Annotated in this window: 25 protein-coding genes and 1 tRNA gene; 12 read left to right on the top strand and 14 right to left on the bottom strand. The window is 72.8% G+C overall.

Annotation, left to right across the window (positions count from 1 at the left end):
• Positions 1 to 3: 3 nt before the first annotated feature.
• Positions 4 to 333: a hypothetical protein gene (locus M8C11_RS21595; RefSeq protein WP_252452457.1), complete on the bottom strand. Its 330-nt coding sequence runs from the start codon at positions 331 to 333 to the stop codon at positions 4 to 6.
• Between the two features lie 329 nt (positions 334 to 662).
• Between M8C11_RS21595 and M8C11_RS21590 the strand changes: the two genes are divergently transcribed.
• The 3 genes from M8C11_RS21590 to M8C11_RS21580 all read left to right on the top strand — a co-directional run bounded on the left by M8C11_RS21590 (position 663) and on the right by M8C11_RS21580 (position 3,204).
• Positions 663 to 1,154 (top strand): DUF3145 domain-containing protein, encoded by a 492-nt coding sequence (locus tag M8C11_RS21590; RefSeq protein WP_252452454.1) that lies wholly within the window; start codon positions 663 to 665, stop codon positions 1,152 to 1,154.
• 33 nt (positions 1,155 to 1,187) lie between these two features.
• On the top strand, positions 1,188 to 2,912 hold the full coding sequence (locus M8C11_RS21585; RefSeq protein ID WP_252452451.1) for a glycoside hydrolase family 3 protein: 1,725 nt from the start codon (positions 1,188 to 1,190) through the stop codon (positions 2,910 to 2,912).
• Between the two features lie 70 nt (positions 2,913 to 2,982).
• Positions 2,983 to 3,204: a hypothetical protein gene (locus M8C11_RS21580; RefSeq protein ID WP_252452448.1), complete on the top strand. Its 222-nt coding sequence runs from the start codon at positions 2,983 to 2,985 to the stop codon at positions 3,202 to 3,204.
• Between the two features lie 55 nt (positions 3,205 to 3,259).
• Here the strand turns inward: M8C11_RS21580 and fabF are convergent, their stop codons facing one another.
• From fabF to M8C11_RS21555, 5 genes are all read right to left on the bottom strand, one after another.
• On the bottom strand, positions 3,260 to 4,486 hold the full coding sequence (gene fabF / locus M8C11_RS21575; RefSeq protein WP_121686656.1) for a beta-ketoacyl-ACP synthase II: 1,227 nt from the start codon (positions 4,484 to 4,486) through the stop codon (positions 3,260 to 3,262).
• A 2-nt stretch (positions 4,487 to 4,488) separates the two neighbouring features.
• Positions 4,489 to 4,728: an acyl carrier protein gene (locus M8C11_RS21570; protein WP_007072348.1), complete on the bottom strand. Its 240-nt coding sequence runs from the start codon at positions 4,726 to 4,728 to the stop codon at positions 4,489 to 4,491.
• Between the two features lie 83 nt (positions 4,729 to 4,811).
• Positions 4,812 to 5,756 (bottom strand): beta-ketoacyl-ACP synthase III, encoded by a 945-nt coding sequence (locus tag M8C11_RS21565; protein ID WP_120568620.1) that lies wholly within the window; start codon positions 5,754 to 5,756, stop codon positions 4,812 to 4,814.
• Positions 5,757 to 6,926 carry an acyltransferase domain-containing protein gene (locus tag M8C11_RS21560; RefSeq protein ID WP_252452445.1) on the bottom strand — a complete coding sequence of 390 codons (1,170 nt, stop codon included), beginning with the start codon at positions 6,924 to 6,926 and terminating at the stop codon, positions 5,757 to 5,759. It lies immediately after the preceding gene.
• Between the two features lie 97 nt (positions 6,927 to 7,023).
• Positions 7,024 to 8,298 carry a CdaR family transcriptional regulator gene (locus M8C11_RS21555; protein WP_305034171.1) on the bottom strand — a complete coding sequence of 425 codons (1,275 nt, stop codon included), beginning with the start codon at positions 8,296 to 8,298 and terminating at the stop codon, positions 7,024 to 7,026.
• Between the two features lie 104 nt (positions 8,299 to 8,402).
• Here M8C11_RS21555 and M8C11_RS21550 point away from each other — a divergent pair, with 104 nt between their 5' ends.
• Complete coding sequence (locus M8C11_RS21550; RefSeq protein WP_120568622.1) at positions 8,403 to 8,732, top strand: hypothetical protein; 330 nt, start codon at positions 8,403 to 8,405, stop codon at positions 8,730 to 8,732.
• 18 nt (positions 8,733 to 8,750) lie between these two features.
• On the opposite strand, the gene M8C11_RS21545 is transcribed toward M8C11_RS21550, so the two are convergent.
• The gene (locus tag M8C11_RS21545) at positions 8,751 to 9,413 is read right to left on the bottom strand and encodes a hypothetical protein (protein WP_120568623.1); all 663 of its coding nucleotides are present in this window, start codon (positions 9,411 to 9,413) and stop codon (positions 8,751 to 8,753) included.
• Between the two features lie 191 nt (positions 9,414 to 9,604).
• Here M8C11_RS21545 and M8C11_RS21540 point away from each other — a divergent pair, with 191 nt between their 5' ends.
• Positions 9,605 to 10,207: a copper resistance CopC family protein gene (locus M8C11_RS21540; protein ID WP_252452442.1), complete on the top strand. Its 603-nt coding sequence runs from the start codon at positions 9,605 to 9,607 to the stop codon at positions 10,205 to 10,207.
• Between the two features lie 4 nt (positions 10,208 to 10,211).
• Here the strand turns inward: M8C11_RS21540 and gltX are convergent, their stop codons facing one another.
• The 3 genes from gltX to M8C11_RS21525 are packed head-to-tail and all read right to left on the bottom strand — an operon-like array spanning position 10,212 to position 14,258.
• On the bottom strand, positions 10,212 to 11,621 hold the full coding sequence (gene gltX / locus M8C11_RS21535) for a glutamate--tRNA ligase (protein ID WP_308212770.1): 1,410 nt from the start codon (positions 11,619 to 11,621) through the stop codon (positions 10,212 to 10,214).
• A gap of 49 nt (positions 11,622 to 11,670) precedes the next feature.
• Positions 11,671 to 12,948, bottom strand: coding sequence for an MFS transporter (locus M8C11_RS21530; protein WP_252452439.1), 1,278 nt, complete (start codon positions 12,946 to 12,948; stop codon positions 11,671 to 11,673).
• The gene (locus tag M8C11_RS21525) at positions 12,945 to 14,258 is read right to left on the bottom strand and encodes a GH1 family beta-glucosidase (RefSeq protein WP_120568627.1); all 1,314 of its coding nucleotides are present in this window, start codon (positions 14,256 to 14,258) and stop codon (positions 12,945 to 12,947) included. Before M8C11_RS21525 ends, M8C11_RS21530 begins: the two co-directional genes overlap by 4 nt.
• Positions 14,259 to 14,459: 201 nt before the next feature.
• Between M8C11_RS21525 and M8C11_RS21520 the strand changes: the two genes are divergently transcribed.
• On the top strand, positions 14,460 to 14,906 hold the full coding sequence (locus M8C11_RS21520) for an SRPBCC domain-containing protein (protein WP_120568628.1): 447 nt from the start codon (positions 14,460 to 14,462) through the stop codon (positions 14,904 to 14,906).
• Positions 14,907 to 15,038: 132 nt separating this feature from the next.
• On the opposite strand, the gene aceE is transcribed toward M8C11_RS21520, so the two are convergent.
• Complete coding sequence (gene aceE / locus M8C11_RS21515; RefSeq protein WP_308212768.1) at positions 15,039 to 17,783, bottom strand: pyruvate dehydrogenase (acetyl-transferring), homodimeric type; 2,745 nt, start codon at positions 17,781 to 17,783, stop codon at positions 15,039 to 15,041.
• Positions 17,784 to 17,972: 189 nt separating this feature from the next.
• Here aceE and M8C11_RS21510 point away from each other — a divergent pair, with 189 nt between their 5' ends.
• On the top strand, positions 17,973 to 18,377 hold the full coding sequence (locus M8C11_RS21510) for a secondary thiamine-phosphate synthase enzyme YjbQ (RefSeq protein WP_030271630.1): 405 nt from the start codon (positions 17,973 to 17,975) through the stop codon (positions 18,375 to 18,377).
• A 41-nt stretch (positions 18,378 to 18,418) separates the two neighbouring features.
• Here the strand turns inward: M8C11_RS21510 and M8C11_RS21505 are convergent, their stop codons facing one another.
• Positions 18,419 to 20,062 (bottom strand): alkaline phosphatase, encoded by a 1,644-nt coding sequence (locus tag M8C11_RS21505; RefSeq protein ID WP_252452436.1) that lies wholly within the window; start codon positions 20,060 to 20,062, stop codon positions 18,419 to 18,421.
• A 185-nt stretch (positions 20,063 to 20,247) separates the two neighbouring features.
• On the opposite strand from M8C11_RS21505, the gene M8C11_RS21500 reads away from it, so the two are divergent.
• The 5 genes from M8C11_RS21500 (at position 20,248) to M8C11_RS21480 (ending at position 24,470) form a co-directional block, all read left to right on the top strand.
• Positions 20,248 to 20,718, top strand: a complete 471-nt coding sequence (locus tag M8C11_RS21500; protein ID WP_121686647.1) for a MarR family winged helix-turn-helix transcriptional regulator — start codon at positions 20,248 to 20,250, stop codon at positions 20,716 to 20,718.
• Positions 20,719 to 20,780: 62 nt separating this feature from the next.
• Positions 20,781 to 23,219, top strand: a complete 2,439-nt coding sequence (locus M8C11_RS21495) for a transketolase C-terminal domain-containing protein (protein ID WP_252452433.1) — start codon at positions 20,781 to 20,783, stop codon at positions 23,217 to 23,219.
• 110 nt (positions 23,220 to 23,329) lie between these two features.
• Positions 23,330 to 23,764 carry a DUF3052 domain-containing protein gene (locus tag M8C11_RS21490; RefSeq protein WP_013287823.1) on the top strand — a complete coding sequence of 145 codons (435 nt, stop codon included), beginning with the start codon at positions 23,330 to 23,332 and terminating at the stop codon, positions 23,762 to 23,764.
• A gap of 83 nt (positions 23,765 to 23,847) precedes the next feature.
• The gene (locus M8C11_RS21485) at positions 23,848 to 24,315 is read left to right on the top strand and encodes a peroxiredoxin (RefSeq protein ID WP_128138072.1); all 468 of its coding nucleotides are present in this window, start codon (positions 23,848 to 23,850) and stop codon (positions 24,313 to 24,315) included.
• Positions 24,316 to 24,398: 83 nt separating this feature from the next.
• Positions 24,399 to 24,470: transfer RNA gene (locus M8C11_RS21480), tRNA-Val, on the top strand.
• 78 nt (positions 24,471 to 24,548) lie between these two features.
• On the opposite strand, the gene M8C11_RS21475 is transcribed toward M8C11_RS21480, so the two are convergent.
• Positions 24,549 to 24,695: a hypothetical protein gene (locus M8C11_RS21475; protein WP_252452429.1), complete on the bottom strand. Its 147-nt coding sequence runs from the start codon at positions 24,693 to 24,695 to the stop codon at positions 24,549 to 24,551.
• Positions 24,696 to 25,417: 722 nt separating this feature from the next.
• The gene (locus M8C11_RS21470; RefSeq protein WP_252452426.1) at positions 25,418 to 25,702 is read right to left on the bottom strand and encodes a DUF3027 domain-containing protein; all 285 of its coding nucleotides are present in this window, start codon (positions 25,700 to 25,702) and stop codon (positions 25,418 to 25,420) included.
• Positions 25,703 to 26,075 lie beyond the last annotated feature (373 nt).

Genomic DNA, 26,075 nt, shown 5'->3' with positions numbered 1-26,075 from the left:
TGCTCAGCCCTCGAAGACGCCGGCCTCGACCAGGCGCTTCTCGGTGGCGTCCCAGCCGTGGTCCGGGTAGGACGCGGCCAGGCCGTTGATCTCGGCGCGGATCTTGGCGGCGTGGCCGGCGGCGGCCAGCACCCGGATCTCCTCGACGAAGGCGTCGGAGTCGGTGCGCAGGTGCACGGTCTTGCCGTTGGTCAGGTTGCGCACGTAGGCGTGCTTGCCGCTGTTGAGCGGGATCAGGTACTTGAACTCGCCCAGCACGCTGAGGGCGCCACCCTGGCCAGCCTGGCCGGCCCGGACGGACGCGCGCGCGGTCTTAGAGGTGTTGCTCGCCACGGAGGTACTCCTTGCAGACGTACGGTGGGGACGGAAGGCCGTCCGGGGGCTGTGCGAGTGACGCCCGGGTGGGCGCCGGCCCGCGAAGATGTACGGCGGCACAGAGAACCGCCCAGAGAACTGTACACGACCACGACACCTGGCTGGTCGTCGCGGCGTCAGAGGGCATAACCGGGTCCACCACCCGGGTATTTCCCGCCCCGGGGGACCGGCGAATTTTCCGATTCGCTGGCGCACCACCAGTCACACGGGTCATCATGTGTGCCAGGTACCACTCGGTACGACGAGGTCGTAGGGGAAGACGCACCTCGGCTCACCGGGAGGTCACCGTGCCAACGCGTGGCGTCGTATACGTCCACTCGACCCCGCTCGCCGTGTGCTCGCACGTCGAGTGGGCGATCGCGCGCGTCCTCGCCGCGCCGGTCAACCTGCACTGGACGGCGCAGCCCGCCGATCCGGGCGCCCGTCGCGCCGAGTGCGGCTGGACCGGCAGCCCGGGGACCGGCGCGGAGCTGGCCGCTGCCCTCCGGCAGTGGCCCATGATCCGTTTCGAGGTCACCGAGGAACCCAGTCCCGGCGTCGACGGCGAGCGCTTCATGTACGTACCGGGCCGCGGCCTGTTCCGCGCCGCGGTCGGCGCGGCCGGCGACATCCAGCTCGGCGAGGACCGGCTCCGCAGCCTGATGGCCGCCGTACGCAGCCCGGAGGCACTGGCCCACGCTCTGGACAAGGCGCTCGGCACCGCCTGGGACGCCGAGCTGGAGCCCTACCGGTACGCCGGCGACGGTGCGCCGGTGACGCTGCTCACCCGGGTCGGGTGACGGGGGCCGAGTTGCCCCGATACGGTGGGCCGCGTGTCGATTTCCCCGCGGCGCTCCGCCGTCGCGCTCGCCGCACTGACCGCGCTGCTCGTCTCCGGGTGCTCGGACGGGCCGGATCGGCCCCGGCCTGCGCCGACGAGCCCGGCGCCGCCGTCGGCCGCGCCCGCGCCGAGTGAGTCGCCGGCCGCCGATCCGGCCGCCCGGGCTGCCGCGCTCGTCGGCACGCTGAGCGACGAGGACCTGGTCGGGCAGGTGCTGATGCCGTACGCGTACGGCAGCTCGGCCACCGAGGTCTCGGCCGGGTCGGCGGCCGGGAACCGGGCGCTCGCCGGGGTCGACACCCCCGCCGAGATGGTGGCGAAGTACCGGCTCGGCGGCGTGATCCTGGTCGGCTTCAGCGCCGACGACCCCACCTCGGGCAACCAGGCCACCACGAACGTGGACAACCCGAAGCAGGTCCGCGCGCTCACCGACGGGCTGCGCGCCGCCGCCGGCAAGCTGCCCGCCGGCGCCGCGCCCTTCCTGATCGGCACCGACCAGGAGTACGGCGTGGTCACCCGGATCACCGACGGGGTGACGCTGCTGCCCAGCCCGCTCGCCGCCGGCGCCGCCGGGAACCCGGCGCTGACCGAGGCCGCCTGGCGGGCCGCCGGGGCCGAGCTGGCCGCGATGGGCATCAACCTCGACTTCGCCCCGGTCGCCGACGTGCTGGCGGCCCGCAGCACGGTGATCGGCTCCCGGTCCTTCGGCGCCGACCCGGCGACCGCGTCCCCGCAGGTGGCCGGCGCGGTACGCGGCCTTCAGGCGGAGGGCGTCGGCGCCGCGGTCAAGCACTTCCCCGGGCACGGCCTGAGCGCCGAGGACTCGCACACCGAACTGCCGGTGATCAAGCAGTCCCGCGCCGAGCTGGACCGCCTCGCGTTCCCGCCGTTCCGGGCCGGGATCGGGGCCGGGGCCATGGCGGTGATGTCGGCCCACCTCGACGTCAGGGCCGTCGACCCGGGCACCCCCGCGACGTTCTCCCGCAAGCTGCTCACCGACGTGCTGCGCGGCCAGATGGGCTTCCAGGGCGTGGTGATCACCGACGGGATGAACATGGCCCCGGCGAAGAAGTGGTCGCCGGGCGAGGCGGCGGTGCGCGCGCTCAACGCCGGCAACGACCTCATCCTGATGACCCCGAACGTCAAGCAGGCGTACGACGGGCTGCTCGCCGCGCTCAAGGACGGCTCGCTGCCCCGCGCCCGCCTGGTCGAGGCGGTCACCCGGGTGCTGACCATGAAGTTCCGGCTGGCCGGGCGGGACGCGCCCGCGCTGTCCACGCTCGACGGCGCCGCACACCGCAAGGCCGCCGACGACCTGGCCACCGCCGCCGTGACGGTGCTGCGCGGCAAGTGCGGCGGCGCGGTGAGCGGACCGGTGAGCGTCACCTCCTCCGGCGGCCGGGAGCGCACCCGCAAGCTGCTGACCGAGGCGCTCACCAAGGCCGGGGTCAAGGTGGTGCCCTCCGGCGGGACTGTGGTGCACCTGGTCGGGTACGGCGACGGCGCGAAGGACCTGCGCGCCGACGCCGCCGTGACGGTGGCCATGGACACGCCGTACGTGCTGTCCGGGGCGAAGTCCCCGACGCTGATGGCGACCTACTCGTCCACCCGCGCGTCGATGACCGGGCTCGCGGCGGTGCTCGCCGGCAAGGCCCGCCCGGCCGGGCGCTCCCCGGTGCCGGTCTCCGGCCTGCCGGCCACCACCTGCCGCACCTGACCCGGCCGCTCGCCCGGCCGCGCCGAAACCCGGGTGCGTCCGGGCGGTCCCGGCTGGCAGGGTGGCGCGCATGGGAGAGGCAGCACAGGGTTTCCGCTACGTCGAGCGCGCCGACGGCACGGTGGTCGTCACGCATCACGGCCGGGTCGCCGCCACGTTGCGCGGCGGCCGGGCCGCGCAGTTCCTGGCCGAGGTCGACGACGACCCGCAGCTGGCCATGGCCCGGTGGACCGGCAACTACCGGCGGGGCAACGAGCGGACCGCCCGGCAGCACCCCCGCAACCGCGGCTGAGACGCGCGGAAGGGCCCCTCCTCCGTTCGAGAAGGGGCCCTTCCGTCGCGTCCGCTCAGGGGCGGGTGAAGACCAGCGCCACGTTGTGCCCGCCGAAGCCGAACGCGTTGTTCAGCGCCGCCGGGATCTCCATGTGACGCGCCTTGTGCGCGGCCACGTCCAGGGTCAGGCCCTCGTCCGGGTCGTCCAGGTTGATCGTCGGCGGGATCACGCCGTCCCGGATGGCCAGGATGGTGGCGATCGACTCCAGCGCGCCGGCCGCGCCGAGCAGGTGCCCGGTCATCGACTTCGTGGCGGTGAGCACCGGGTGGTCGCCGACCGCCTGACGCAGCGCGCCGATCTCCAGCATGTCCCCGACCGGGGTGGAGGTGGCGTGCGCGTTGACGTGCACGATGTCGGTACGGGCCACGTCCGCGTCGGCGACCGCCCGGGCGATGGCGCGGATGGCGCCCTCACCCTCGGCGTGCGGCTGCACGATGTCGTACGCGTCCGAGGTGATGCCCGCGCCGGCCAGGCGCGCGTACACCCGGGCGCCCCGGGCGGCGGCGTGGTCGGCGCGCTCCAGGATCACCACGCCCGCGCCCTCACCGAGCACGAAGCCGTCGCGGCCGGAGTCCCACGGCCGGGAGGCCCGCTCCGGCTCGTCGTTGCGGGTCGACATGGCCCGCATCGAGCTGAAGCCGGCGATCGGCAGCGGGTGGATGACCGCCTCGGTGCCGCCGGCCACCACCACGTCGGCCCGGCCGGCGCGGATGATGTCCAGTCCCAGCGCGATCGCCTCCGCGCCGGTCGCGCAGGCGCTGGCCACCGTGTGCACGCCGGCCTTGGCGCCCAGTTCCAGGCCGACCCAGGCGGCCGGGCCGTTCGGCATCAGCATCGGGATGGTGTGCGGGGAGACCCGCCGCGGTCCGGAGGCCTCCAGGATGTCGTCCTGGGCGAGCAGGGTGGTGGCGCCGCCGATGCCCGAGCCGACGCTGACCGCCAGCCGCTCCGGGTCCGGCCCGGCCTCGTCCAGACCGGCGTCGGCCCACGCCTGCTTGGCGGCGATGATGGCGATCGCCTCCGAGCGGTCCAGCCGGCGCAGCTTCACCCGGTCCAGCACCTCGGACGGGTCGACCGCCAGCTCGGCGGCGATCCGGACGGGCAGTTGCGCGGCCCACTCCTGGGTGAGCGCACTCACCCCGGAGCGGCCGGCGAGCATGGCGTCCCAGGTCGACGCGACGTCCCCGCCGAGCGGGGTCGTCGCGCCGAGCCCGGTGACGACGACGTCGGGACGACTCATGATCAGGACTGCGCCTCGATGTAGCTGACCGCGTCCCCGACGGTCTTGAGGTTCTGCACCTCGTTGTCCGGGATCTTGACGCCGAACTTCTCCTCGGCCGCCACCACGACCTCGACCATGGAGAGCGAGTCGACGTCGAGGTCGTCGGTGAAGGACTTCCCCTCGGCCACGTCGTCCGGGTTCACCCCGGCAACCTCTTCGAGGATCTCGGCGAGGCCGGCGGTGATCTCGTCACGGGTCATTGCGGTTGGTTCCTCTCATCGGGGGTCACGTGTCACCGGCGTCGCCGGTCACACACCTCGGCGCGTTCGCGCCCGAGGGGGTCTCAGGGGCAGCGCACGACCTGACCGGCGTAGGTCAGGCCGCCGCCGAAGCCGAACAGCAGCACCGGGGCGCCCGAGGGCACCTCGCGCCGCTCGACCAGCTTCGACAGGGCCAGCGGGATGCTCGCCGCCGACGTGTTGCCGGACTCGACGATGTCCTTGGCGATGATCGCGTCCGGGATGTTCAGCCGCTTGGCGATGCCGTCGATGATCCGGGCGTTGGCCTGGTGCGGCACGAACGCGGCCAGCTCCGACGGGTCCACCCCGGCGCGTTCGCAGGCCTGCAGCGCGAGCGGGGCGATCGCGGTGGTGGCCCAGCGGAACACCGACTGCCCCTCCTGCGTGATGTACGGCTGCCAGCCCTCGATCCGGACCGCGTCGCTCTTCTCCGGCGCGGAACCCCAGACCACCGGCCCGATTCCGGCCGGCTCGTCGTCGGCGGTCGCGGTGACCACCGCAGCCCCGGCGCCGTCGGCGAAGATGATGCAGGTCGAGCGGTCGGTCCAGTCGGTGAAGTCGGAGAGCTTCTCCGCGCCGACGACGATCGCGTTGCGCGCCGCGCCGGCCCGGATCGCGTGGTCCACCGTGCCCAGCGCGTACGCGAAACCGGAGCAGGCGGTGTTGAGGTCGAAGGCCCCGGGCGCGTTGATGCCCAGCTTGGCCGCGACCCGGCAGGCCACGTTGGGGCTGCGGTCCACCGACGAGCAGGTGGCCACCACGACCAGGTCGATGTCGGCGGCGGTGAGGCCGGAGTTGGCGAGCGCCTTGCCGGCGGCGGCGGTGGCCATGTCGGCCACCGTCTCGTCGCCCGCGATCCGCCGGGTGACGATGCCGACCCGGTCCCGGATCCACTCGTCGTTCGTGTCGACCATCTGTGCGATCTCGTCGTTCGTGACGACGCGGGAGGGCTGGTAGTGCCCCATCGCGACGATCCGGCTGCCGGCCATTTAGTGCGTTCCTCCGATGCGGACGAGGGGCTGGCCCGGTGCGACCGGGTCGTCGTGGTGTGCGAGCCACTCGACGAGCGGCCCGTTGTCGTGCGCGGTCACCTCGACCGGCCCCCGGCCGGTGGCGACGTGGCCGAGGACCTGTCCGGCGCGTACCTCGGCGCCCTCGGCCGGTCCGGCCGAGCGGTCGAGGCGGCCCGCGGCGGGGGAGACGACCACCCGGAACGACGGCGCGGCCGGGCGGGCGGCGGGACCGCCGTGCCGGGCGATCAGGCGGCGCGCGGCCGGCAGGTCGGCCGGGGTGTTCAGGGTGACGATCTCGGGTGCGCCCTCGCCCTTGAGCTCCCGCTTCACCAGCCCGGCGAGGGTGCCGGCCGGCGGCAGTTCGATCACGCCGGTGACGCCGAGGTCGGCCAGCGTCCGCATGCACAGGTCCCAGCGGACCGGGGCGGTCACCTGCCGGACCAGCCGCCGCACCGTCTCCGGGCCGTGCCCGGCCGGCGTGCCGTCGAGGTTGGACAGCAGGATCCGGGCCGGGGCGGAGGCCGGGACGCCGGCGGCCACCGCGGCGAGGGCGGTCTCGGCGGGCGCCATGTACGGCGTGTGGAACGCGCCCGCCACCTGGAGCCGGATGACCCGGGTCCGGGCCGGCGGCTCGGCGGCCAGCTTGTCCAGCGCGTCGACCGCGCCGGCGGCCACGATCTGACCGGCCCCGTTGCGGTTGGCCGGGTGCAGCCCGTGCGCCGTCAGCGCGGCGATCACCTCGTCCGGGTCACCGCCGAGCACGGCGGCCATCCCGGTCGGCTCCAGCGCGCAGGCGGCGGCCATCTCCCGCCCGCGTACGCCGGCGAGCGTCACGGCGGACTCGGCCGGCAGCACCCCGGCCAGCGCGGCGGCGCCCAGCTCACCGACGCTGTGCCCGGCGACCAGCCCGACGTCGTGCATGGGCAGGTGCTCGGCGGCGAGCAGCGCGGCGGCGACCAGCAGCGGCTGGGTACGGGCGGTGTCCTTGATCTCGTCCGCGTCCGCCCGGGTGCCCAGGTGGATCAGATCCACCCCGGCCAGCGCCGACCACCAGCGCAGACGCGCCTCGGCGCCGGGGAGGTCGAGCCACGGCACGAGGAAGCCGGGCTTCTGGGAACCCTGGCCGGGAGAGAGTACGGCGAGCACGTGTACGACTCTGACGGATACCGGCGTGCCGCGCTGTAACGTACGGCACGAAACCGCACTAGAACCTTTAGAGGAAACCTACAAAGATCGTCGTCGGTCATCGTCGGTCGGAGGCCGTCGGCACCACCGGGTCGAGGCGTCCCACCGTCAGCGCGACCTGCAACGCGAACGCGTCGCGCGGGGCCAGCGGCGAGAAGCCGGTCACCTCGGCGATCCGCTTCAGCCGGTAGCGCACGGTGTTCGGGTGCACGAACAGCGCCCGCGCCGCGCTCTCCAGCGTGCCGCCGGCGGCGAAGAACGCGTCGAGCGTCTCCAGCAGCTCTCCGCCCGAGCGGGCCAGTGCCGCGTACACGTCGTGGCGCAACCGGCGGCGGGCCTCGGTGTCGCCGGCCAGCGCGCGTTCCGGGAGCAGCTCGTCGGCGGCGACCGGGCACGGCGCGGTCGGCCAGGCCGGCGCGGCCCGGAACCCGGCCAGTGCCGCCCGCGCCGACTCGGTGGCCTCGTCCAGGCTGGGCACCGCGGGGCCGACCACCACCGGTCCCTCGCCGAAGGCGGTACGCAGCTTCTCCGTGGCCGCCACCGGATCGGCCGCCCCGCCCAGCACGATGACCAGGCGGTCGCCGTGCACGCCGCCGATCACCTCGACGCCGATGCGCCGGGCCTGCCGGTAGACGGTGTGCAGCACGGCGGCCACCTCGCCGCCCGGGGAGCGGCCCACCGCCACCGCCACCGGCGGCGCGTCCGTCCAGCCCAGCGCGGCGGCCCGGCTGGCCAGCACGTCCGGGGAGTCGCCCCGCAGCAGCGCGTCGACCAGCAGCGCCTGCAACCGGGCGTCCCAGGAGCCGCGGCTCTCGGCGGCCCGGGCGTAGACCCGCGCCGCGGCGAACGCGATCTCCCGGGAGAAGCGCAGCACCGCCTCGCGCAGCGACTGCTCCTCGCCCGGCACGGCCAGCTCCGACACCTGCTCCTCGACCACGTCGATGGTCACCTTGATCAGCGCCACCGTCTGCTGGAGGCTGATCGAGCGGGCCAGCGCCTGCGGCGCGGCGGCGAAGACCTCGTCCGACACCTCCTGGGTGCGGTCGGTCGCGCCGCCGCCCTGGCGCAGCCACTGCACCAGCGAGCGCACGCCGGCCTGGGCGACGAGCATGACCCAGGAGCGCTGGTCGGCGGGCAGCTCACGGAACCACGGCAGCGTCTCGTCCATCCGGGCCACGCTGGCGGTGGCCAGCCCGCCCGCCGCCCGTTCGATGCGGCGCAGCGTCGCCGACGTCTCCGTTCCGCCCGGTTCGCTCACCGCACCAGCCTGACACGGCGTGACCAGCGGATCCACTTCGAGGTGACGCGGTCGCCGCCGCGCGACGATCTCCACCGGTACGCGCTGACGATCTTGTTCGGGCGGGCCAGTACGGTGTCAGGGCACGCCGGGCCAGACTCCGGCCGGGCGGGCGAGGGCGACGCGTGAGGGGGGCCGGGATGGCGCAGGGGGAGGCCGAGCACGGTTGCGCCCAGGGTGAGGCCTGCCGGCGCGGCCACGACCAGCCGGCGACTGCCACACACCCGCGCCGGCCGTGCCTGAACCAGCAGGGCGAGCAGCCGGCCGGCCGGGCGCCGGAGCGCGCCGAGGACGAGCCGGGTGTGCCCCGGCAGCGGGCGGCGGAGCCGGCGCACCCGGCCGACGAGGAACCGGTCGACCGGAGTTGCCGCAGCGGCCTGGCGGGCTGGGCGGGCGCCCACCGTCACGGCGCGGTACGCCCGCGCAACCGCACCGTCCGCCGGGAGCGCCCGCCGCGCCGCTGGTGCTGACGCGCCGCCCGATACGGCTCAGCGGGTGCGGCGGCGGACCAGCAGCGCGATGCCGGCCAGCCCGGCGGTGATGACCAGCACGATGCCCACGTTGAGCAGCAGCAGCCGCTGGAGTTCGCCGAGCGCGGTGTCGATGTTCTGCACCGGGTCGAGCGCCTCCTCCGGAAGCACCCGCTCGCCGCCGCCGATGCCGCCGGCGAGCGTGTCGAACTGGGCCGGCATCGGCACGCCGACCGAGCGCAGCGTCTCGGGCATGTTGAGCCGCCCGAAGAACCAGCCGGCCCGGGTGCTGCTCAGGTCCGGCTGCTTGCCCGGCCGGTAGATCCGGGGACCGCCCTTGGCCAGCGGGAACAGGTCGTAGGTGCGCTGCGGACCGGCGGCGGCGAGCACCACCACCGTGTACTTCGGACCGAGATCCTTCGCGGCCGGGCCGCGCAGCTGGCCGGTCGTGCCCAGCCACCTGACCTGGTCGATCACCAGGTTGACCTCGTTGGGGCTGGTGTCGGTGCGCAGCTTCAGCGGCGCGTCCAGCCGCTCACCGCTGATGTCGACGCCGGTCGGTGCCGGCTTCGGCTTGGGCGCCGCCTGGGCCGCCGCCGTGCCGGTCAGGGCCAGCGCGCACGCCAGGGCCGCCACGCCCCCGGTCACGGCGACCAGCAGCCGTCTCACCCTTCGGATCATCGCCGCCTCCTCGCCCCGTTCGATGGCTGGCTTCCGCTGCAGGTCACACTGGACCGGTGTCCACCACAAGACTCCGCAGAACGGCGCTCGGTTGCAGCTGGTGGAAGAGTATTTGGAACTATCTGCGAGCTGAGACCGACCAATGAACGGTCGATGATCATCGGCCGGATCCTACCCGGACGGAGGGAACCATGGGGGGCAGGGTCGCCCGTGTGGCGCGTACCTGGGCGGTGGTGCTCGGGGTGGTCGCGGCGTCCGCGCTGCTGCCGGCCGCGCCGGCCGCCGCGCACAACTCGCTGACCGGCAGCGATCCGCGCGACGGGGCCCGGCTGGCCGCCGCACCGGAGCGGATCGAGCTGCGGTTCCTCGCCACGCCGAAGGAGGCCACCACCGAGGTCACCGTCACCGGCCCGGACAACGTGGCCGCGACCGGCGGCGCGCCGGCCTTCGCCGGCAAGCGCGTGACGGTGCCGTTCCGGCCGGGCGCGGCCGGCCTCTACATCGTGACCTACCGGCTGGCCTCCGACGACGGCCATCCGGTCAAGGGGGAAATCCGGTTCACGCTGACCACCGGCACCCCGGCGGAGTCGCCGTCGGCGAGCGCGCCGCCCACCAGTGCCGCCCCCGCGCCTTCCACCGCTCTGCCCACCAGCGCGGCGCCGAGCCCGACCCCGGCCGCCGCCGGGGCGGACGACGACGGGGGTACGGGCTGGCTGTGGGCGGCCGGAGCCGTGGTGGTGCTGGCCGCGCTGGGCGGCGGACTGCTGCTGCGCCGCCGGGCCGCCCGCCGCTGACCGCTCAGACCAGGCGTACGCGGGCGGCGCGCAGCCGGGTCAGCGTACGGTCGCGGCCGAGCACCTCCAGCGACTCGAACAGCGGCAGGCCGACGGTGCGCCCGGTGACCGCGACGCGTACCGGCGCCTGCGCCTTGCCCAGCTTCAGCCCGCGCTCCGCGCCGACCGCCTCCAGCGTGGCCTTGAGCGACTCGGCATCCCAGGACTCCAGCGCCTCGAACGCGACGATCGCGGCGTCCAGCAGGTCGGCGGCGCCCTCCTTCATCGCCTTCGCCCAGGCCGCCTCGTCGATCAGCGGGTCGGCCAGGAACAGGAAGTCGACGTTCGGCACGATCTCGCTGAGCACCGCGATCCGGGTCTGCGCCAGCGGGGCCACCGCCGCGAACGCGGCCGGGTCGAACTCGTCGGGCTGCCACGGCGGCGGGGCGATGGTCCCGGTGCCGGTGAGCCACGGCCGGCACGCCTCGACGAAGTCCGCCACCGGCAGCGCCCGGATGTAGTCGCCGTTGAACGCGCGCAGCTTCTTCTCGTCGAAGAACGCCGGGGACGGGTTGACCTCGTCCAGCCGGAACTCCTCCTCGATCACCGACCAGGGCACGATCTCCCGGTCGCCCGACGGAGCCCAGCCCAGCAGCATCAGGTAGTTGCGCATCGCGTCGGCGAGGTAGCCCTCGTCCCGGTACGCCTCCAGCGCGACCTTGTCCCGCCGCTTGGACAGCTTCTGCCGCTTCTCGTTCACCACCACCGGCACGTGCGCCCAGACCGGCGGCTTGACGCCCAGTGCGTCCCACAGCAGCTGCTGCTTCGGGGTGTTCGGCAGGTGCTCCTCGGCGCGGATCACGTGGGTGATCCCCATCGACATGTCGTCGACCACGTTCGCCAGCAGGAACACCGGGGAGCCGTCACCGCGGGCGATGACGAAGTCCTCGATCAGCTTGTTCTCGAACGTCGGCTCGCCGCGCACCAGGTCGACCACCACGGTCTCGCCCTCGTCCGGCGTACGGAAGCGCAGTGCGCGGCCCTCACCCGGCTCCAGGCCGCGGTCGCGGCAGAAGCCGTCGTAGCCGCGCTGCTGCGGGCCGGTACGCGCCTGCACGTCCTCGCGGGTGCAGTCGCAGTAGTAGGCCCGGCCGCCCTCGTACAGCCGCTGCGCGGCGGCCCGGTGCTCGCCCGCGTACGAGGACTGGAAGTACGGGCCCTCGTAGCTGCCCCGGGCGATGCCGATCCAGTCGAGCGCGGAGAGGATGCCCTCGGTCCACTCGGGCCGGTTACGTGCCGCGTCGGTGTCCTCGATGCGCAGCACGAACACCCCGCCCTGCTGCTTGGCGAAGATCCAGTTCTGCAGCGCCGAGCGGGCACCGCCGACGTGGAACATACCGGTCGGGGAAGGGGCGAAGCGTACACGTACCGTCACGCCCCCCAGCCTACGGCGGACCGCGACGGGTTTCCGGCAGGGGGCCGGGTCAGGGCACCGACTTGATCTTCACGACCAGGGCGCTGCCGAGCAGGGTGACCGCCGCGGTGACCGCGTACAGCGTCGGGTAGCCGCCGAGGTGCACGACGATCGGCGCGGACAGCGCCGGCCCGAGCACCTGCGGCGCCGAGTTGGCGATGTTGATCACGCCGAGGTCCTTGGCCCGGTCGGTCGCGGCGGGCAGCACCTGGGTGATCAGCGCGGCGTCCACCGACAGGTAGACGCCGTACCCGGCGCCGAGCAGCAGCGCCGCGACGATCGCCATGGGCCAGGTCGGCGCCACCGCGAGCAGCACCGCCGCCACCGCCATGATCAGCCCGGAGGTGATCACGAAGACCTTGCGCCGGCCGGAGCGGTCGGACATCCGTCCGGCCACCACGGCGGTGAGCATCATGCCGACCGTGTAGAGCAGGATCAGCACCAGCAGGGAGCCTTCGGGGTCGGCCACCCGCACCCCGTCGGTGAGGAAGTAGAGCAGATAGAGCGTGCCCAGCGCGTTGCCGGTCTGCACCAGGAACCGGGTGAACCAGGCCCAGGCGAAGTCGGGGTGGCGGCGCGGGCTGATCCACATCGAGGCGAACAGCGAGCGCAGCCGCAGTGGGGAGCGGTGCTCCCGGGGCAGGTGGTCGTCCTGGGTCAGCAGCGCGAACGGCAGCGACAGCAGCAGCACGGCGAGCGCGATCGCGGCGTAGCCGGCGGCGTTGCCGGTGACCACGGCGGTGACCAGCACCGCCCCGAGCACCAGACCCAGCGCCTGCGGGATGCCCACCCAGCCGGACACGCCGCCGCGCTGCGCCACCGGCACCCGGTCCGGGATGGCGGCGGTGAGGCTGGCGAGCATCGCGTTGAAGCAGACCTGCGCGGCCACCCAGGCCACCGCCACCCCGGCGATGGTGTTCTGCCGGGCCAGCAGCACCAGGGCGAGCGCGCCGACCACCGCGCCGAGCGCGGTCCAGACGTGCCGGCGGCCGAAGTGCCGGTTGGCCAGCCGCAGCGAGGTGCGGTCGGACAGCGCCCCGGCGAGCGGGTTCGCCAGCACCGCGGCGAGCGCGCCGATGCCGGTGACCACCGCCAGCATGGCCTCCTTGTCGGCCGGGGCGATCCGTTCCACCTGCTGCGGCAGCAGCACCTGGATCGGGGTGAAGAACGCCATCCAGACGCCCAGGTTGGCCGCGAAGATCAGCGCGATCCAGCCGCGCCGCACCGGGACGGTCGGCTCGGCGAGCGCCGCCGGCAGCGAGGCCGGCGTCGGGTTCATCGTGGTCATCGCCGGACCAGATCCCGGAACCATGTGTACGACGACTTCGGCGTGCGCCGCTGCGTGTCGAAGTCGACGTGCACCAGGCCGAACCGCTTGGTGAAGCCCTCGGCCCACTCCCAGTTGTCCAGCAGCGACCAGACGAAGTACCCGGTGACCGGCACGCCCTCGGCCATCGCCTGGTGCACCGCGCGGATGTGCCCGTCCAGGTACGCGATCCGCTCCGGGTCGTGCACCCGGCCGTCGGCGTCCGGCGCGTCGTCGTACGCGCAGCCGCTCTCGGTGACCTGGATCGGCGGCAGCGCGCCGCCGTACCGCTCGTGCAGCTGGAGCAGCAGCTCGCGCAGCCCGTCCGGGGCCACCGGCCAGTCGAACGCGGTGCGCGGGTAGCCGTCCAGCGGCACGATCTCGAACGGCAGCGGCGAGTCCGCCTCCGGCGCCCGGATGCCCGTCGGGTTGTAGTAGTTGACGCCCAGGACGTCGATCGGCGCGGCGATGACGTCCAGGTCGCCGTCGCGCACCACGCCCGGTTCGGGGCCGAGCGCGTCCGGGTAGCCGCGTCCGAGCAGCGGCTCGGTGAACAGCCGGTTGTGCAGCGCGTCGTACGCCGCGGCGGCGGCCCGGTCCGCGTCGGTGTCGCCGGCCAGGCGCACCGGGGAGTAGTTGTTGGCGATCGCCACCGGGGACGTGGTGCGGGCGCGCAGCGCGGCGACCGCGAGGCCGTGCCCGAGGAGCTGGTGGTGGGCTACCGGGAAGGCGTCGAACAGCAGCGTCCGGGCGGGGGCGTGCTCGCCCGTGCCGTGGCCGAGGCTCATGTGGATGAACGGCTCGTTGAGCGTGATCCAGAGCTTCACCCGGTCGCCGAGGCGGGCCGCGGTCAGGTCGGCGTACTCGGCGAAGCGGGCGGCGGTGTCCCGGTTCAGCCAGCCGCCGGCGTCCTCCAGCGCCTGCGGCAGGTCCCAGTGGAACAGCGTGGCGACCGGGTCCACGCCGGCGTCGAGCAGGCCGTCCACCAGCCGGTCGTAGAAGTCCAGCCCGGCGGCGTTGGCCGGGCCGGTTCCGGCCGGCTGGATCCGGGGCCAGGCGATCGAGAACCGGTACGCGGACACCCCCAGCCCGGCCAGCAGCGCGGTGTCCTCGGCGTACCTGTGGTAGTGGTCGCACGCCTGGTCGCCGGTGCTGCCGTCGGCGATCCGGCCCGGGTCGTGGGCGAACGTGTCCCAGATGGACGGGCCGCGGCCGTCGACTGTGGTCGCACCCTCGATCTGGTACGCGGAGGTGGAGACCCCCCAGCGGAAGCCGGCGGGGAACTCGGGCATCGGCGCGGTCGTCAAGTCACCCTCCAGAACGTGAAGCGTGCTCGCGACTCTAGGGCTCCGCGGACCGCTGCGCCATAGGCCGAGATGACTGGGTAACGCAAGGCGGTTCGGCGTGTCTTTTCCGAACCCGTCCGCTTAAGTCCGATTTACACATAGAGTGCCGAATATCGCGGATGTGATTTAAGTGGGGGAAAGATACTCATGATCCTCGTGGAACGAAGTGCGCACGTGGCGGCGCCGGTGGATGTGGTCTGGGATGTCGTGCAGCGCGCCGAGCAGCTGCCGGCCTGGCTGGCGGGAGTCCGCGCGGCCGAGGTCCTGTCCGGGGAGGGATTCGGGCGGCGGCAACTCGTCCAGGCTGGACGCGGCGCCGCGCACGAGGCCGAGGTGATCGCCTTCCAGGAGCCGACCCTGATCGGCTGGCGCGAACGCGCGAAGGGCGCCGGCGCCCGCGCCGAGGCACGCACCGAGATCTACGTCCAGCTGACCCCGGACGAGGAGGACGGCGGCACCGTCGTACGCCTGATCGTCGTGCGGTGGCCCGCCGGACCCGTCAAGGCGGCCCTGCTCCGGCTCGGCCTGCGCCGGGTCGGCGCCGACCTGGAGGACTCGCTGGCCCGGCTGACCGACCTGGCCGCCGTCGGCTGACCGAGCCCGTCCCGGCGTCGCCCGCGATGGTGACGGCCCGGCGTTCCCGCCAGGGACGCCGGGCCGTCGTCGCATCGGGGGACGAGAAGGGCCCGGCGCGCCTGGCGCCGGGCCCTTCTCGCGTGACGGGTACTAGCTGTCGCCGCCGGTCTCGCCGACCGGGGCGGCGTTGACGTCGTCCAGCGCGTACTTGCGGGCGGCGTCGGCCGGCACGTGGGCCGGCACCACGCCGCGCAGCGCGAGCTGGCGCAGCGTCGCGACCGCGACCGACTCGGCGTCCACGTGGAAGTGGCGGCGCAGCGCGTGCCGGGTGTCCGACATGCCGAAGCCGTCCGTGCCGAGCGAGGTGTAGTCGCCGGGTACCCAGCGGGCGATCAGGTCCGGTACCGCGCGCATCCAGTCGCTGACCGCGACCTTCGGCCCGTCGGCGTCGGCCAGCTTCCGCGCGATGTACGGCACCCGCGGCTCCTCGCCCGGGTTGAGCAGGTTGTGCTCCTCGCACTGGACCGCGTCGCGGCGCAGCTCGGTCCAGGACGTCACCGACCACACGTCGGCGGAGACGCCCCAGTCCTCGGCGAGCAGCTGCTGGGCCTTGAGCGCCCACTGCATGCCGGTACCGGAGGCGAGGATGTTCGCCTTCGGCGCGTCGTCGCCGACCTGCGGCGCGGGGGAGTAGCGGTAGATGCCGTTGACGATGCCCTCGACGTCCACCCCCTCCGGCTCGGCCGGCTGGAAGATCGGCTCGTTGTAAACGGTGAGGTAGTAGAAGATGTTCTCCTGCGCCTCCCCGTACATCCGGTGCAGGCCGTTCTCCACGATGTGCGCCAGCTCGTAGGCGAACGCCGCGTCGTACGCGACCACCGCCGGGTTGGTGGCCGCGAGCAGCAGCGAGTGGCCGTCCTCGTGCTGGAGGCCCTCACCGTTGAGCGTGGTCCGGCCGGCGGTCGCGCCGAGCACGAAGCCCCGCGCCATCTGGTCCGCCGCCGCCCAGAACCCGTCGCCGGTGCGCTGGAAGCCGAACATCGAGTAGAAGATGTACAGCGGGATCATCGGCTCGCCGTGGGTGGCGTACGCCGTGCCCGCCGCCGTGAACGAGGCCACCGACCCGGCCTCGTTGATCCCCTCGTGCAGGATCTGGCCGGTGGTCGACTCCTTGTAGGACAGGAACAGCTCCCGGTCCACCGAGGTGTAGCGCTGGCCGTGCGGCGAGTAGATCTTCTGGGTCGGGAACAGCGAGTCCATACCGAAGGTGCGGGCCTCGTCCGGGATGATCGGCACCCAGCGCTTGCCGAACTCCTTGTCCTTCATGATGTCCTTGAGCAGGCGGACGAAGGCCATCGTGGTGGCGACCTTCTGCTTGCCCGACCCGCGCTTGACGTCGGAGAACCGCTCGGTGCCCGGGATGGCCAGCGTCTTGCGCGCGGTGCTGCGCGTCGGCAGGTAGCCGCCGAGCTGCTGACGCCGGTCCTTCAGGTACGTGATCTCGTCCGACTTCTCACCCGGCGTGTAGTACGGCGGGAGGTACGGGTTCTCCTCCAGCTGCTTGTCCGGGATGTCCAGGTAGAGGCGGTCGCGGAAGAGCTTCAGGTCCTCCAGCGTCAGCTTCTTCATCTGGTGCGTGGCGTTGCGGCCCTCGAAGTGCGAGCCGAGCGTCCAGCCCTTGATCGTCTTGGCGAGGATCACCGTGGGTTGGCCGGTGTGCTCCGTGGCCGCCTTGTAGGCCGCGTAGAGCTTGCGGTAGTCGTGGCCACCCCGCTTGAGGTTCCAGATCTCGTCGTCGGTCAGACCCTCGACCATCTTGCGGGTCCGCGGGTCGCGGCCGAAGAAGTGCTCCCGCACGTACGCCCCGGACTCCGCCTTGTAGGTCTGGTAGTCACCGTCGGGCGTGGTGTTCATCAGGTTGACCAGCGCGCCGTCGGTGTCCGCGGCGAGCAGCGGGTCCCACTCGCGGCCCCAGACCACCTTGATGACGTTCCAGCCGGCGCCCCGGAAGAACGCCTCCAGCTCCTGCATGACCTTGCCGTTGCCGCGGACCGGTCCGTCCAGGCGCTGGAGGTTGCAGTTGATCACGAAGGTGAGGTTGTCCAGCTCCTCGCGGGCGGCCACGCCGATCGCGCCGAGCGACTCGACCTCGTCCATCTCACCGTCGCCCAGGAACGCCCAGACGTGCTGCTGGGAGGTGTCCTTGATGCCCCGGTGGTGCAGGTAGCGGTTGAACCGCGCCTGGTAGATGGCGTTCAGCGGCCCGAGGCCCATGGAGACCGTGGGGAACTCCCAGAAGTCCGGCATGAGCCGCGGGTGCGGGTACGACGGCAGGCCGCCGCCGGGGTGCGACAGCTCCTGCCGGAAGCCGTCGAGCTGGCTCTCGCTGAGCCGGCCCTCCAGGAACGCCCGCGCGTACATGCCGGGGGAGGCGTGACCCTGGTAGAAGATCTGGTCGCCGCCGCCCGGGTGGTTCTTGCCCCGGAAGAAGTGGTTGAAGCCCACCTCGTAGAGGGACGCCGAGCTGGCGAACGTGGAGATGTGCCCACCGACGCCGATCTCCGGGCGCTGCGCCCGGTGCACCAGCATCGCGGCGTTCCACCTGATGTACGCCCGCAGCCGCCGCTCGACGTGCTCGTCACCCGGGAACCACGGTTCGCGCTCCGGCGGGATCGTGTTGATGTAGTCGGTGGTGGTCAGGGACGGCACCCCGACCTGCCGCTCGCGGGCCCGCTCCAGCAGGCGCAGCATGACGTACCGGGCTCGCTTTGTCCCGCGCTCGTCGATGACACCGTCGAGCGACTCGACCCATTCGCTGGTCTCTTCAGGGTCGATGTCCGGAAGCTGGCTCGGCAGACCAGCGGTGATCACCGGGCGCTTGCGTTCCGTAGCCACAGGCGTTCCCTCGGTTTCGTGTGGGATAGGTCTCTAGCGCCATCCTGCCCCCTGGTGGCGCGTGTCGTCACCTCTCCCACCCCCAGACGCGACGCTGAACACAGGTACCCATCAGTAACTTTGCGCGATCACCGGATGCGCTATCGGCGGACGCGGCGGCGAACCGGGCACTGCGGCAGAATGCGCCGTATGCGCAGTGAGGTGATCACCGTTCGGACCGGCTCCCGGCCGACCGTCCGGGACATCACGAGCGAGGCCGAGCGGTTCGTGTCCGGGGCCGGCGACGGCCTGCTGCATGTCTTCGTCCCGCACGCCACCGCCGGGCTGGCGATCATCGAGACCGGCGCCGGCTCCGACGACGACCTGCTGCGGGCGCTCGACGACCTGCTCCCCACCGACGACAGGTGGCGGCACCGGCACGGCTCACCCGGGCACGGCCGCGACCACGTGCTGCCGGCGTTCGTGCCGCCGTACGCGACGCTGCCGGTGCTCGGCGGGCGGCTCCAGCTCGGCACCTGGCAGTCGATCTGCCTGGTCGACACCAACGGCGACAACCCCGACCGCCAGGTGCGCTTCTCGTTCCTGGCCGGCTGACCGGCCGGACCGGGCGCCCCGCGCCCGGCCCGGCCGCGCCGTCACGGGCGGACCGTCTCCGCCTCCACCGTCTGCCGGCCCTGGTCGACACCGGGGGCGGCGGTGCGCGCCGCGGCCGGCGGCCGGTCGTGGGTCAGGTTCAGCCCGGGTACGCGGTCCTCGATCACGAACGTGGCCCGGGTGTACGCGGGCGCGTCCGGCCGGCTCACGTACGGCAGCACGTCGAAGTCGGCGGTCAGCTCGGTCGGGGTGATCGTGGTGCGGACGTACCCCCGAAGGTTGTTCTGGAAGCGCAGGTGCGGGTTGAACGCCAGCCACGGGTGCGAGCCGGTCGGCGAGTCGGCGCCGTCCCCGGTCGAGGTGATCGACGAGCAGACCAGCTCGCTGCCGACGGTGCGCGAGGTCGGGTCGGCGTAGTCCAGCTTCAGGTCGCTGGCCCAGTGCGCGTGCACGTCGCCGGTGAGCACCACCGGGTTGCGTACCCCGGCGGCCGTCCAGCCCCGGGTGATCCGGTCCCGGGAGGCGACGTACCCGTCCCAGGCGTCCATGCTCGTCACCGTCAACGGGCCGGAGTTGTTGTCCCGCTGGGCGAAGAACACCTGCTGGCCGAGCAGGTCCCAGCGGGCCTCGGAGCGGCGGAAGCCGTCCAGCAGCCACGCCTCCTGCGCGGCGCCGGTGATCGAGCGGGCCGGGTCGGACGCCTCCGCGCAGCTCCTGTAGCCGTCGCCGCACGCCTGGTCGTCCCGGTACTGCCGGGTGTCGAGCATGTGGAAGGTGGCCAGCCGGCCCCAGCGCACCCGGCGGTAGAGCTGCATGTCGATGCCGCGCGGGATCGAGGTGCGGCGCAGCGGCATGTTCTCGTAGTACGCCTGGAACGCCGCCGCCCGCCGGGCGGGGAAGTCCGGATCGGGCGCCTCGGGCACCTCGTCGGCCCAGTTGTTCTCCACCTCGTGGTCGTCGAAGACCACCACCCAGGGCGCGACCGCGTGCGCCGCCTGGAGGTCGGTGTCGGTCTTGTACTGGGCGTGCCGCTGCCGGTAGTTCGCCAGCGTGCGGGTCTCCGGGCCCTCGTGGTCACGCGGGTTGCCGCCGGGCACGGTGTAGGTGTCCTCGGCGTACTCGTACTGGTAGTCGCCGAGGTGCAGGATCAGCTCCGGCTCGGTCTCGGCCAGCCGCCGGTACGCGGTGAAGTAGCCGTGCTCGTACTGCGAGCAGGAGGCGAAGGCCATCGCGAGGGCGGACGGCATCAGCCACGGCGCCGGAGCGGTCCGGGTGCGCCCGGCCGGGGACAGCCAGCGCTGCGCCCGGAACCGGTAGAAGTACTCGCGGCCGGGCAACAGGCCGCCCAGCTCGACGTGCACGCTGTGCGCCGACTCCGGCCGGGCCAGGGCCACGCCGCGGCGCACCACGTGCCGGAAGCGCTCGTCGGCGGCCACCTCCCAGTTGACCGGCACGACCCGCGACGGCATGCCGCCCAGGCCGTCCTCGGCCAGCGGCTCCGGCGCCAGCCGGGTCCAGAGCACGAAGCCCTCGTGGTCGGGGTCGCCGGAGGCCACGCCGAGCGTGAACGGGTCGCGGCGCAGCGGGCCGGGCGACGCGGCGGCCGCGACCGGCAGGCCGGCTGCCGCGCCGGCGGCGCCGAGCGCCGCGCCGCTGAGCAGGATGGTACGTCGGGACAGAGCCACGATTTTCCTCCCGGAGTCCGGTTCGTCGACACCGGGAAGCCTCACGGACGTCGATGGCCGGAAGGTGACGCGCGGACGACCGGCCGGGAATTTTCGCCGAACAGCGCTTCATGATCGGCAATCGGTTGCGGGAGGTGCCTGACCGTTCGGCTGATCGAAGATCGACTCGCCCATACGATGATCGGATGGCGCAAACCACCGTTCCCACCGTCCACAACCGGGCGGAGCTGGCCGGGGAGACCGTGCGCCGGATCCTGCACGTCGCCGCCGCGATGCGGCACCACCAGGACGAGGGGATCGCGGCGCTGGGCCTCACCCCCGCGGTCGCCCGGGCGCTGCACCAGCTCGACCCGGACCGCCCGCTCCCGGCCCGTGACCTCGCCGAACAGCTCGGCTGCGACAGGTCCAACGTCACCGGCCTGGCCGACAAGCTGGAGCAGGCCGGGCTGGTGGAACGGCGTACCGACCCGGCCGACCGGCGGCAGAAGGCGCTCGTGGTCACCGGGCGGGGGCGGCAGGTACGCGAACGGCTCCGCCAGGTGATGTCGGACTCCCGACTGCTCGACGGGCTGAGCACCGACGAACTGGCCACACTGCGGGACCTGGTGCTGAAGGTCTCCGACGGAGGCTGCCCGCAGGAGTGTGGGCAGGTCTGAGCCACGCCGGGCGGAACGTGTCCGAGTGGGCGAGGCGGGCCCGAGTCGGTAATGCTGTCCGCGTGACCACCCCGCACGATCTCGACGACCGGCTCCGAGCCGAACTGGCCGCGCTCGGGGCGCCCGACCAGCGGCGCGACCTGGGCGAACCGCTGCCCGACGGCGGCCCGTTGACCGGGGCGCAGGCGCTGGCCCTGTTCGACGCGCAGGTGACCAGCCGGCTGCTCGACCTGGCCGGGCGGTGGCTGTCCGGCTTCGGCGAGGGGTACTTCACTGTCGAGTCGGCCGGTCACGAGGGCGACGCCGCGGTGGCCGCCGCGCTGCGGCCGACCGACCCCGCGCTGCTGCACGCCCGCTCCGGCGCGTTCTACTGCCTGCGCGCCGCCCAGGCCGCCGGCGCCTTCCCCGCCACCTCCCCGCAACCGGAACCGGAACCGGAACCGGGAAGATCTTCGAGCGAAAGCGCCCCTCCGGGGGCCGTTTCCCACCAAGATCTCGACGCTGACCCGGGGGAGACGGAAGCGGCCAGCCTCCCCGTGGGCGCCGGGATCGTCGTGGACGCGGACGGGGACGCGACTGTCGTCGTACCCGATCTGCCGCAGCCCGCGCCCGACGACGCCTACGCGGCGGCGGCGCGCGATGTGCTGCGCGGCATCGTCGCCTCCGCCGAGGAACCCGCGGCCGGCGGGCGGGCGAAGGTCTTCGGCCGCGCCGACCTGGCGGTCGTGCCGACCACCTCGACCGCCGGCTCGCACCTGCCGCGCGCCGTCGGCCTGGGGCTGGCGCTGGAGCGGCTGCGCCGCGGCGCGCGGCCCACCGACGGCGAGGCCGACGCGACGCCCTGGCCCGCCGACGCCGTGGTGGTCTGCTCCTTCGACGACGCCGCGGCCGACCACGCCACCGCGACCGCCGCGCTGAACACGACCGGCTGGTACGACCACACCGGCCTGCGCATCCCGGTGCTGTTCCTCTGCGCGGACAGCGGCGCCTCCGCCGAGGGCTGGGTGGCCGCCACGCTGCGGTCCCGGCCCGGCATCCGGTACTTCGCCGCCGACGGCACGGACGTGGCCGCGACCTACCGGGTCGCGGCGGAGGCGGCCGAGTGGGTACGCCGGCAGCGCCGGCCCGCCGTGCTGCACCTGAGCACGGTCCGGCTGATGGAGCAGGGTGACGACGACGCGGCCCGCGACCCGCTGCTGGCCACCGCGCGGCTGCTGGTGACCTCCGGGTACGCCGGTGGCGAGGAACTGCTGGCCCGCTACGACGAGCGGGGCTGGCAGCTGCGCCGCGTCGCCGAGGAGGTGCTGGACGAGCCGAAGCTCGCGTCCCCGGTCGAGATCGTGCGGGAACTGGCGCCGCGCCGGCCGGTCCGGGTGTCCCGCGCGGTCGCCGAGGCGGCGGCGCACGCGGCCGGGCCGGGCGCCGGAGCGCGGGCGGAGGCGTTCGGCGGCAAGCCGCCGGAGCTGACCGGCCCGCTGACGCTGGCGCAGAGCATCAACGCCGCGCTCGCCGACGGCATGCTCGACCACCCCGGTACGGCGGTGTTCGGCCACGAGGTGGCCGCCCGGGGCGGGGTGTACGGGGTGACCGAAGGGCTGCGGGACCGGTTCGGGGCGGCGCGCGTGTTCGACACGCTGCCGGACGAGACGTCGATCCTCGGGCTCGGTCTGGGCGCCGGGCTGGCCGGCCTGCTGCCGGTGCCCGAGATCCGTCATCTGACGCTGCTGCACGGCGCCGAGGACCAGCTCCGCGGCGAGGCGGCCACCATGCGGTTCCTGTCCCGGGGCGCGTTCCGCAACCCGATGGTGGTGCGGGTGCCCGGCCTGGCGAGCCCGGACGGGCTCGGCGGGCACGACCGCAACGACGACTCGCTGGGGGCGCTGCGGGACGTACCGGGGCTGGTGGTGGCCGTGCCGGCCCGGCCGGACGACGCCGCGCCGATGCTGCGTACCTGCCTGGCGGCGGCCCGGGTGGACGGCAGCGTCTGCGTCTTCGTGGAGCCGATCGCGCTCTACCACGTGCGTGACCTGTACACCGACGGTGACGACGAGTGGACCGCCGAGTACGCCGAGCCGGGCACCTGGGCGGACCGGCACGTGCCGATCGGGCGGGCCCGCGTCTACGGGGTCGGCTCCGCCGAGGACCTCACCATCATCACGTTCGGTAACGGGGTGCGGATGTCGCTGCGCGCCGCCGCCACGCTCGCCGGGGAGGGCGTGGGCAGCCGGGTGGTGGACCTGCGCTGGCTGGCCCCGCTGCCGGTGGCCGACATCATCCGGGAGGCCTCGGCGACCGGCCGGGTGCTGGTGGTGGACGAGACGCGGCGAACCGGCGGGGTGGGCGAGGGCGTGCTGTCCGCCCTCGTCGACACCGGATACGTGGGCGCCGCGCGCCGCGTAGCCGCACTTGACTCGTTTGTACCATTAGGTCCGGCTGCCCGTCAGGTACTGGTCTCCGCCGAAGCCATCACCCAGGGTGCCCGTACGCTGCTGGCACGGTAAATTCCGTTCCACCCGGTGCGCCACTTGCGCGGCGAGCCGCAACTGTGTGGACTGAGCCCGACGGTGTCACCCGACGCCACGAGCAGGGATAGATGAGGAGGCACTCGACAGTGAGCGCGACCGCTGGCCAGGCCGACGGGGTACGCAGCCTGGCGGACCGGTTCGGTATCGAGCCGGGCATGGTCGTCATGGAGATGGGCTACGACGACGACGTCGACACCGATCTCCGGGACGCCCTGACCGACCGCTGTGGGGAACTCGTCGACGAGGACACCGACGAGGTGGTCGACGCGGTTCTGGTCTGGCACCGAGACGGCGACGGTGACCTGTTCGAGCTCCTCGTCGACGCCCTCGGGCCGCTCGCGGACAACGGCGTGGTCTGGCTCCTGACCCCGAAGGCCGGCCGCGACGGCCACGTCGAGCCGAGCGAGGTCGCGGAGAGCGCGCAGACCGCCGGGCTTCAGCAGACCTCCACCATCAACGCCGGCCGTGACTGGAGCGGAGCCCGTCTCGTCATGCGGCGCGGTTCCAAGAGCAAGAAGTAGGGGCGGCGCCCGACACCCGGCGGCCGCGGTCGCCGGGTGTGGCAGGCTGATCATCTCCAGACCCGATCGCCGAGGGAGCACGCATGCCCATCGAGGTTGGCGCCGAGGCGCCCGACTTCCTGCTCAAGGACCAGAACAACCAGGAGGTCCGGCTCTCCGACTTCCGCGGTCGCAAGACCGTGCTGCTGGTCTTCTACCCGCTCGCCTTCACCGGCATCTGTCAGGGCGAGCTGTGCGAGGTGCGGGACAACCTCAACGAGTACGTCAACGACGACGTCCAGGTGCTGACCGTCAGCGTCGACTCCGTGTACGCCCACAAGATCTGGGCCGACCGGGAGGGCTACCAGTTCCCGCTGCTGGCCGACTTCTGGCCGCACGGCGCGGTGGCGCAGGCGTACGGCGTCTTCAACGACGTCGCGGGCATCGCCAACCGGGGCACCTTCGTCATCGACAAGGCCGGCGTGGTCCGGTTCGCCGAGATGAACATGCCCGGCGAGGCGCGCGACCAGCAGGGCTGGCGCAAGGCGCTGGCCGAGGCCGTCGCCGCCTGAGTCCCACACCCCAGGCACGTCGTTGCGCGGGGCCGGAGGCGGGCAGGTAAGCTGGCCGCTCCGGCCCGCCGTACGGGCGTTCCGGGCGCGTAGCTCAGTGGGAGAGCACTCGCCTTACAAGCGAGGGGTCGCAGGTTCGAAACCTGCCGCGCCCACCCTTCATCATCAGCAGAAACCGCCTTGAGAAGATCGTTCCTCGGGGACGGTGACAGCAACGCTGACAGCAACAGGGTCTATGAGAGACGCCCGTCGAGCTTGCCGAGCGCCTGATGCATCGCGTCGACGTTGGCATGCGAGTGGATCTTTAGCGTGATCTTCACGTCGGCGTGCCGGGCGATGGCCTGGACGACGTGCGGCGGGACGCCCAACTCCATCAGCAACGAGACGACGGTGTGCCAGCGACTCCGAGACTGGCCAGATGCTCCGGTGGGAGTTCGACACCGAGGACGAGGCCCGGCGGATGGTCACGCGTCTCGTCCAAGCCGGCGGCGGACAGTGGCGGGAGCAGGCCGGCCGTGAAGCTACGCAGCCTCCGAGGTGAGCGGGGAGGGTCGACCTTCGTCGTGATCGACGACAGACTGGACGAGACTTCGCCGCGCCTGACGGTCGGGAACGACCGCCAGCCTGACGCTTCATCGCTTCCCGCCGGTGCGATGGTGAGCGGCGCAAGCTGGCTCAGTCCGGTCGCACGGAGCGTCACCTAGCCATCATCGTGCCCTTTATGCCAGCTTCCTCGCTTGACATTCACGGCTGTCTGCTAGCGGTAGCCGACTACGGACCACCGGCGCGCCACCCTGTCCTGCCAGCAGAGATCACGCATCTTTGGTTGATCTCGGACGATCCAGGTACCCCCTCACTGACGTACACCTCGCGTCGGTGGACCGTCCTTGCGCCCGTTCAGCCCCTCACCTGACTCGACCGACGGCCTGCTGTCGCCCCTGGAGGCACGACCCATGAAGCAATCGACAAAGGTCAACGGGTGGGTGGCCACTGGAGTCGACCGGCTGCCGGCGATGTCGGGTCTCAGGACGTGCGTGACAGATCAGTCTTGGGACGTGGGTGACACGTCCGGCTAGACGATCTTCAACTTGCTTGCGTTGGGTTATCCGAAGGAGCCGTCGTCGCGGTTGGCGAAGACGGCGCATCCGTCGTGTTCGAAGCGGACCCGTCCGTCGAAGTTCGAGGCGGGGTTCGTGCAGGCACCGTAGTCGTGGCCGAGTTCGCCGTCGAGGGGGATCCAGAAGCGGCATCCGCCGCATTGCTCGTCGTACCAGGCTTCTGGGTAGGCCGGGTCGGCGGTGTCGCGGTTGCGCTGTTTGATCCACCGCTGGTGGCAGTGGTTGTTGTGGTCCGCGTCGTTGCCGGTCCACGGCTTGCCGGGTGCCATGGGATCAGGGTGCGTCACCCAGAACCTACAAGCGAGGGGGCGCAGGTTCGAAACCTGCCGCTCCCACCATCAAGGGAAGGGTGCCACCACGCGAAGCGAATCCCGGCCACACCTCAACTCTTCCGCCCCGCATATCGGAGCGCGAGTCGTCGAATGATGGCCTCCCCGTCGGTAGCTGGTAGCCAGCTTGCTTCCTCGTGTGATTCGCTCTCTTCCCACTCAGGGATGTCGGAAGGGTCTTCGCCTTGTCAACGCCGGCTGAACTTTGACCCCTCTGTTCCGGCCGAATTTTGACCCCTTCGCTGGTTTGTTGATGTTCAGTCGTTGGTCTTGGTTGCTGCGGGGACGCGGCCGAGGTCGCGGTCTTTGAGGC

This window comes from Micromonospora sp. CPM1 (assembly GCF_023896895.1).
Lineage (GTDB): Bacteria > Actinomycetota > Actinomycetes > Mycobacteriales > Micromonosporaceae > Micromonospora > Micromonospora tulbaghiae.
Note: the sequence above shows the minus strand (reverse complement) of the source record. Positions and strands in the feature narration are given on the sequence as shown.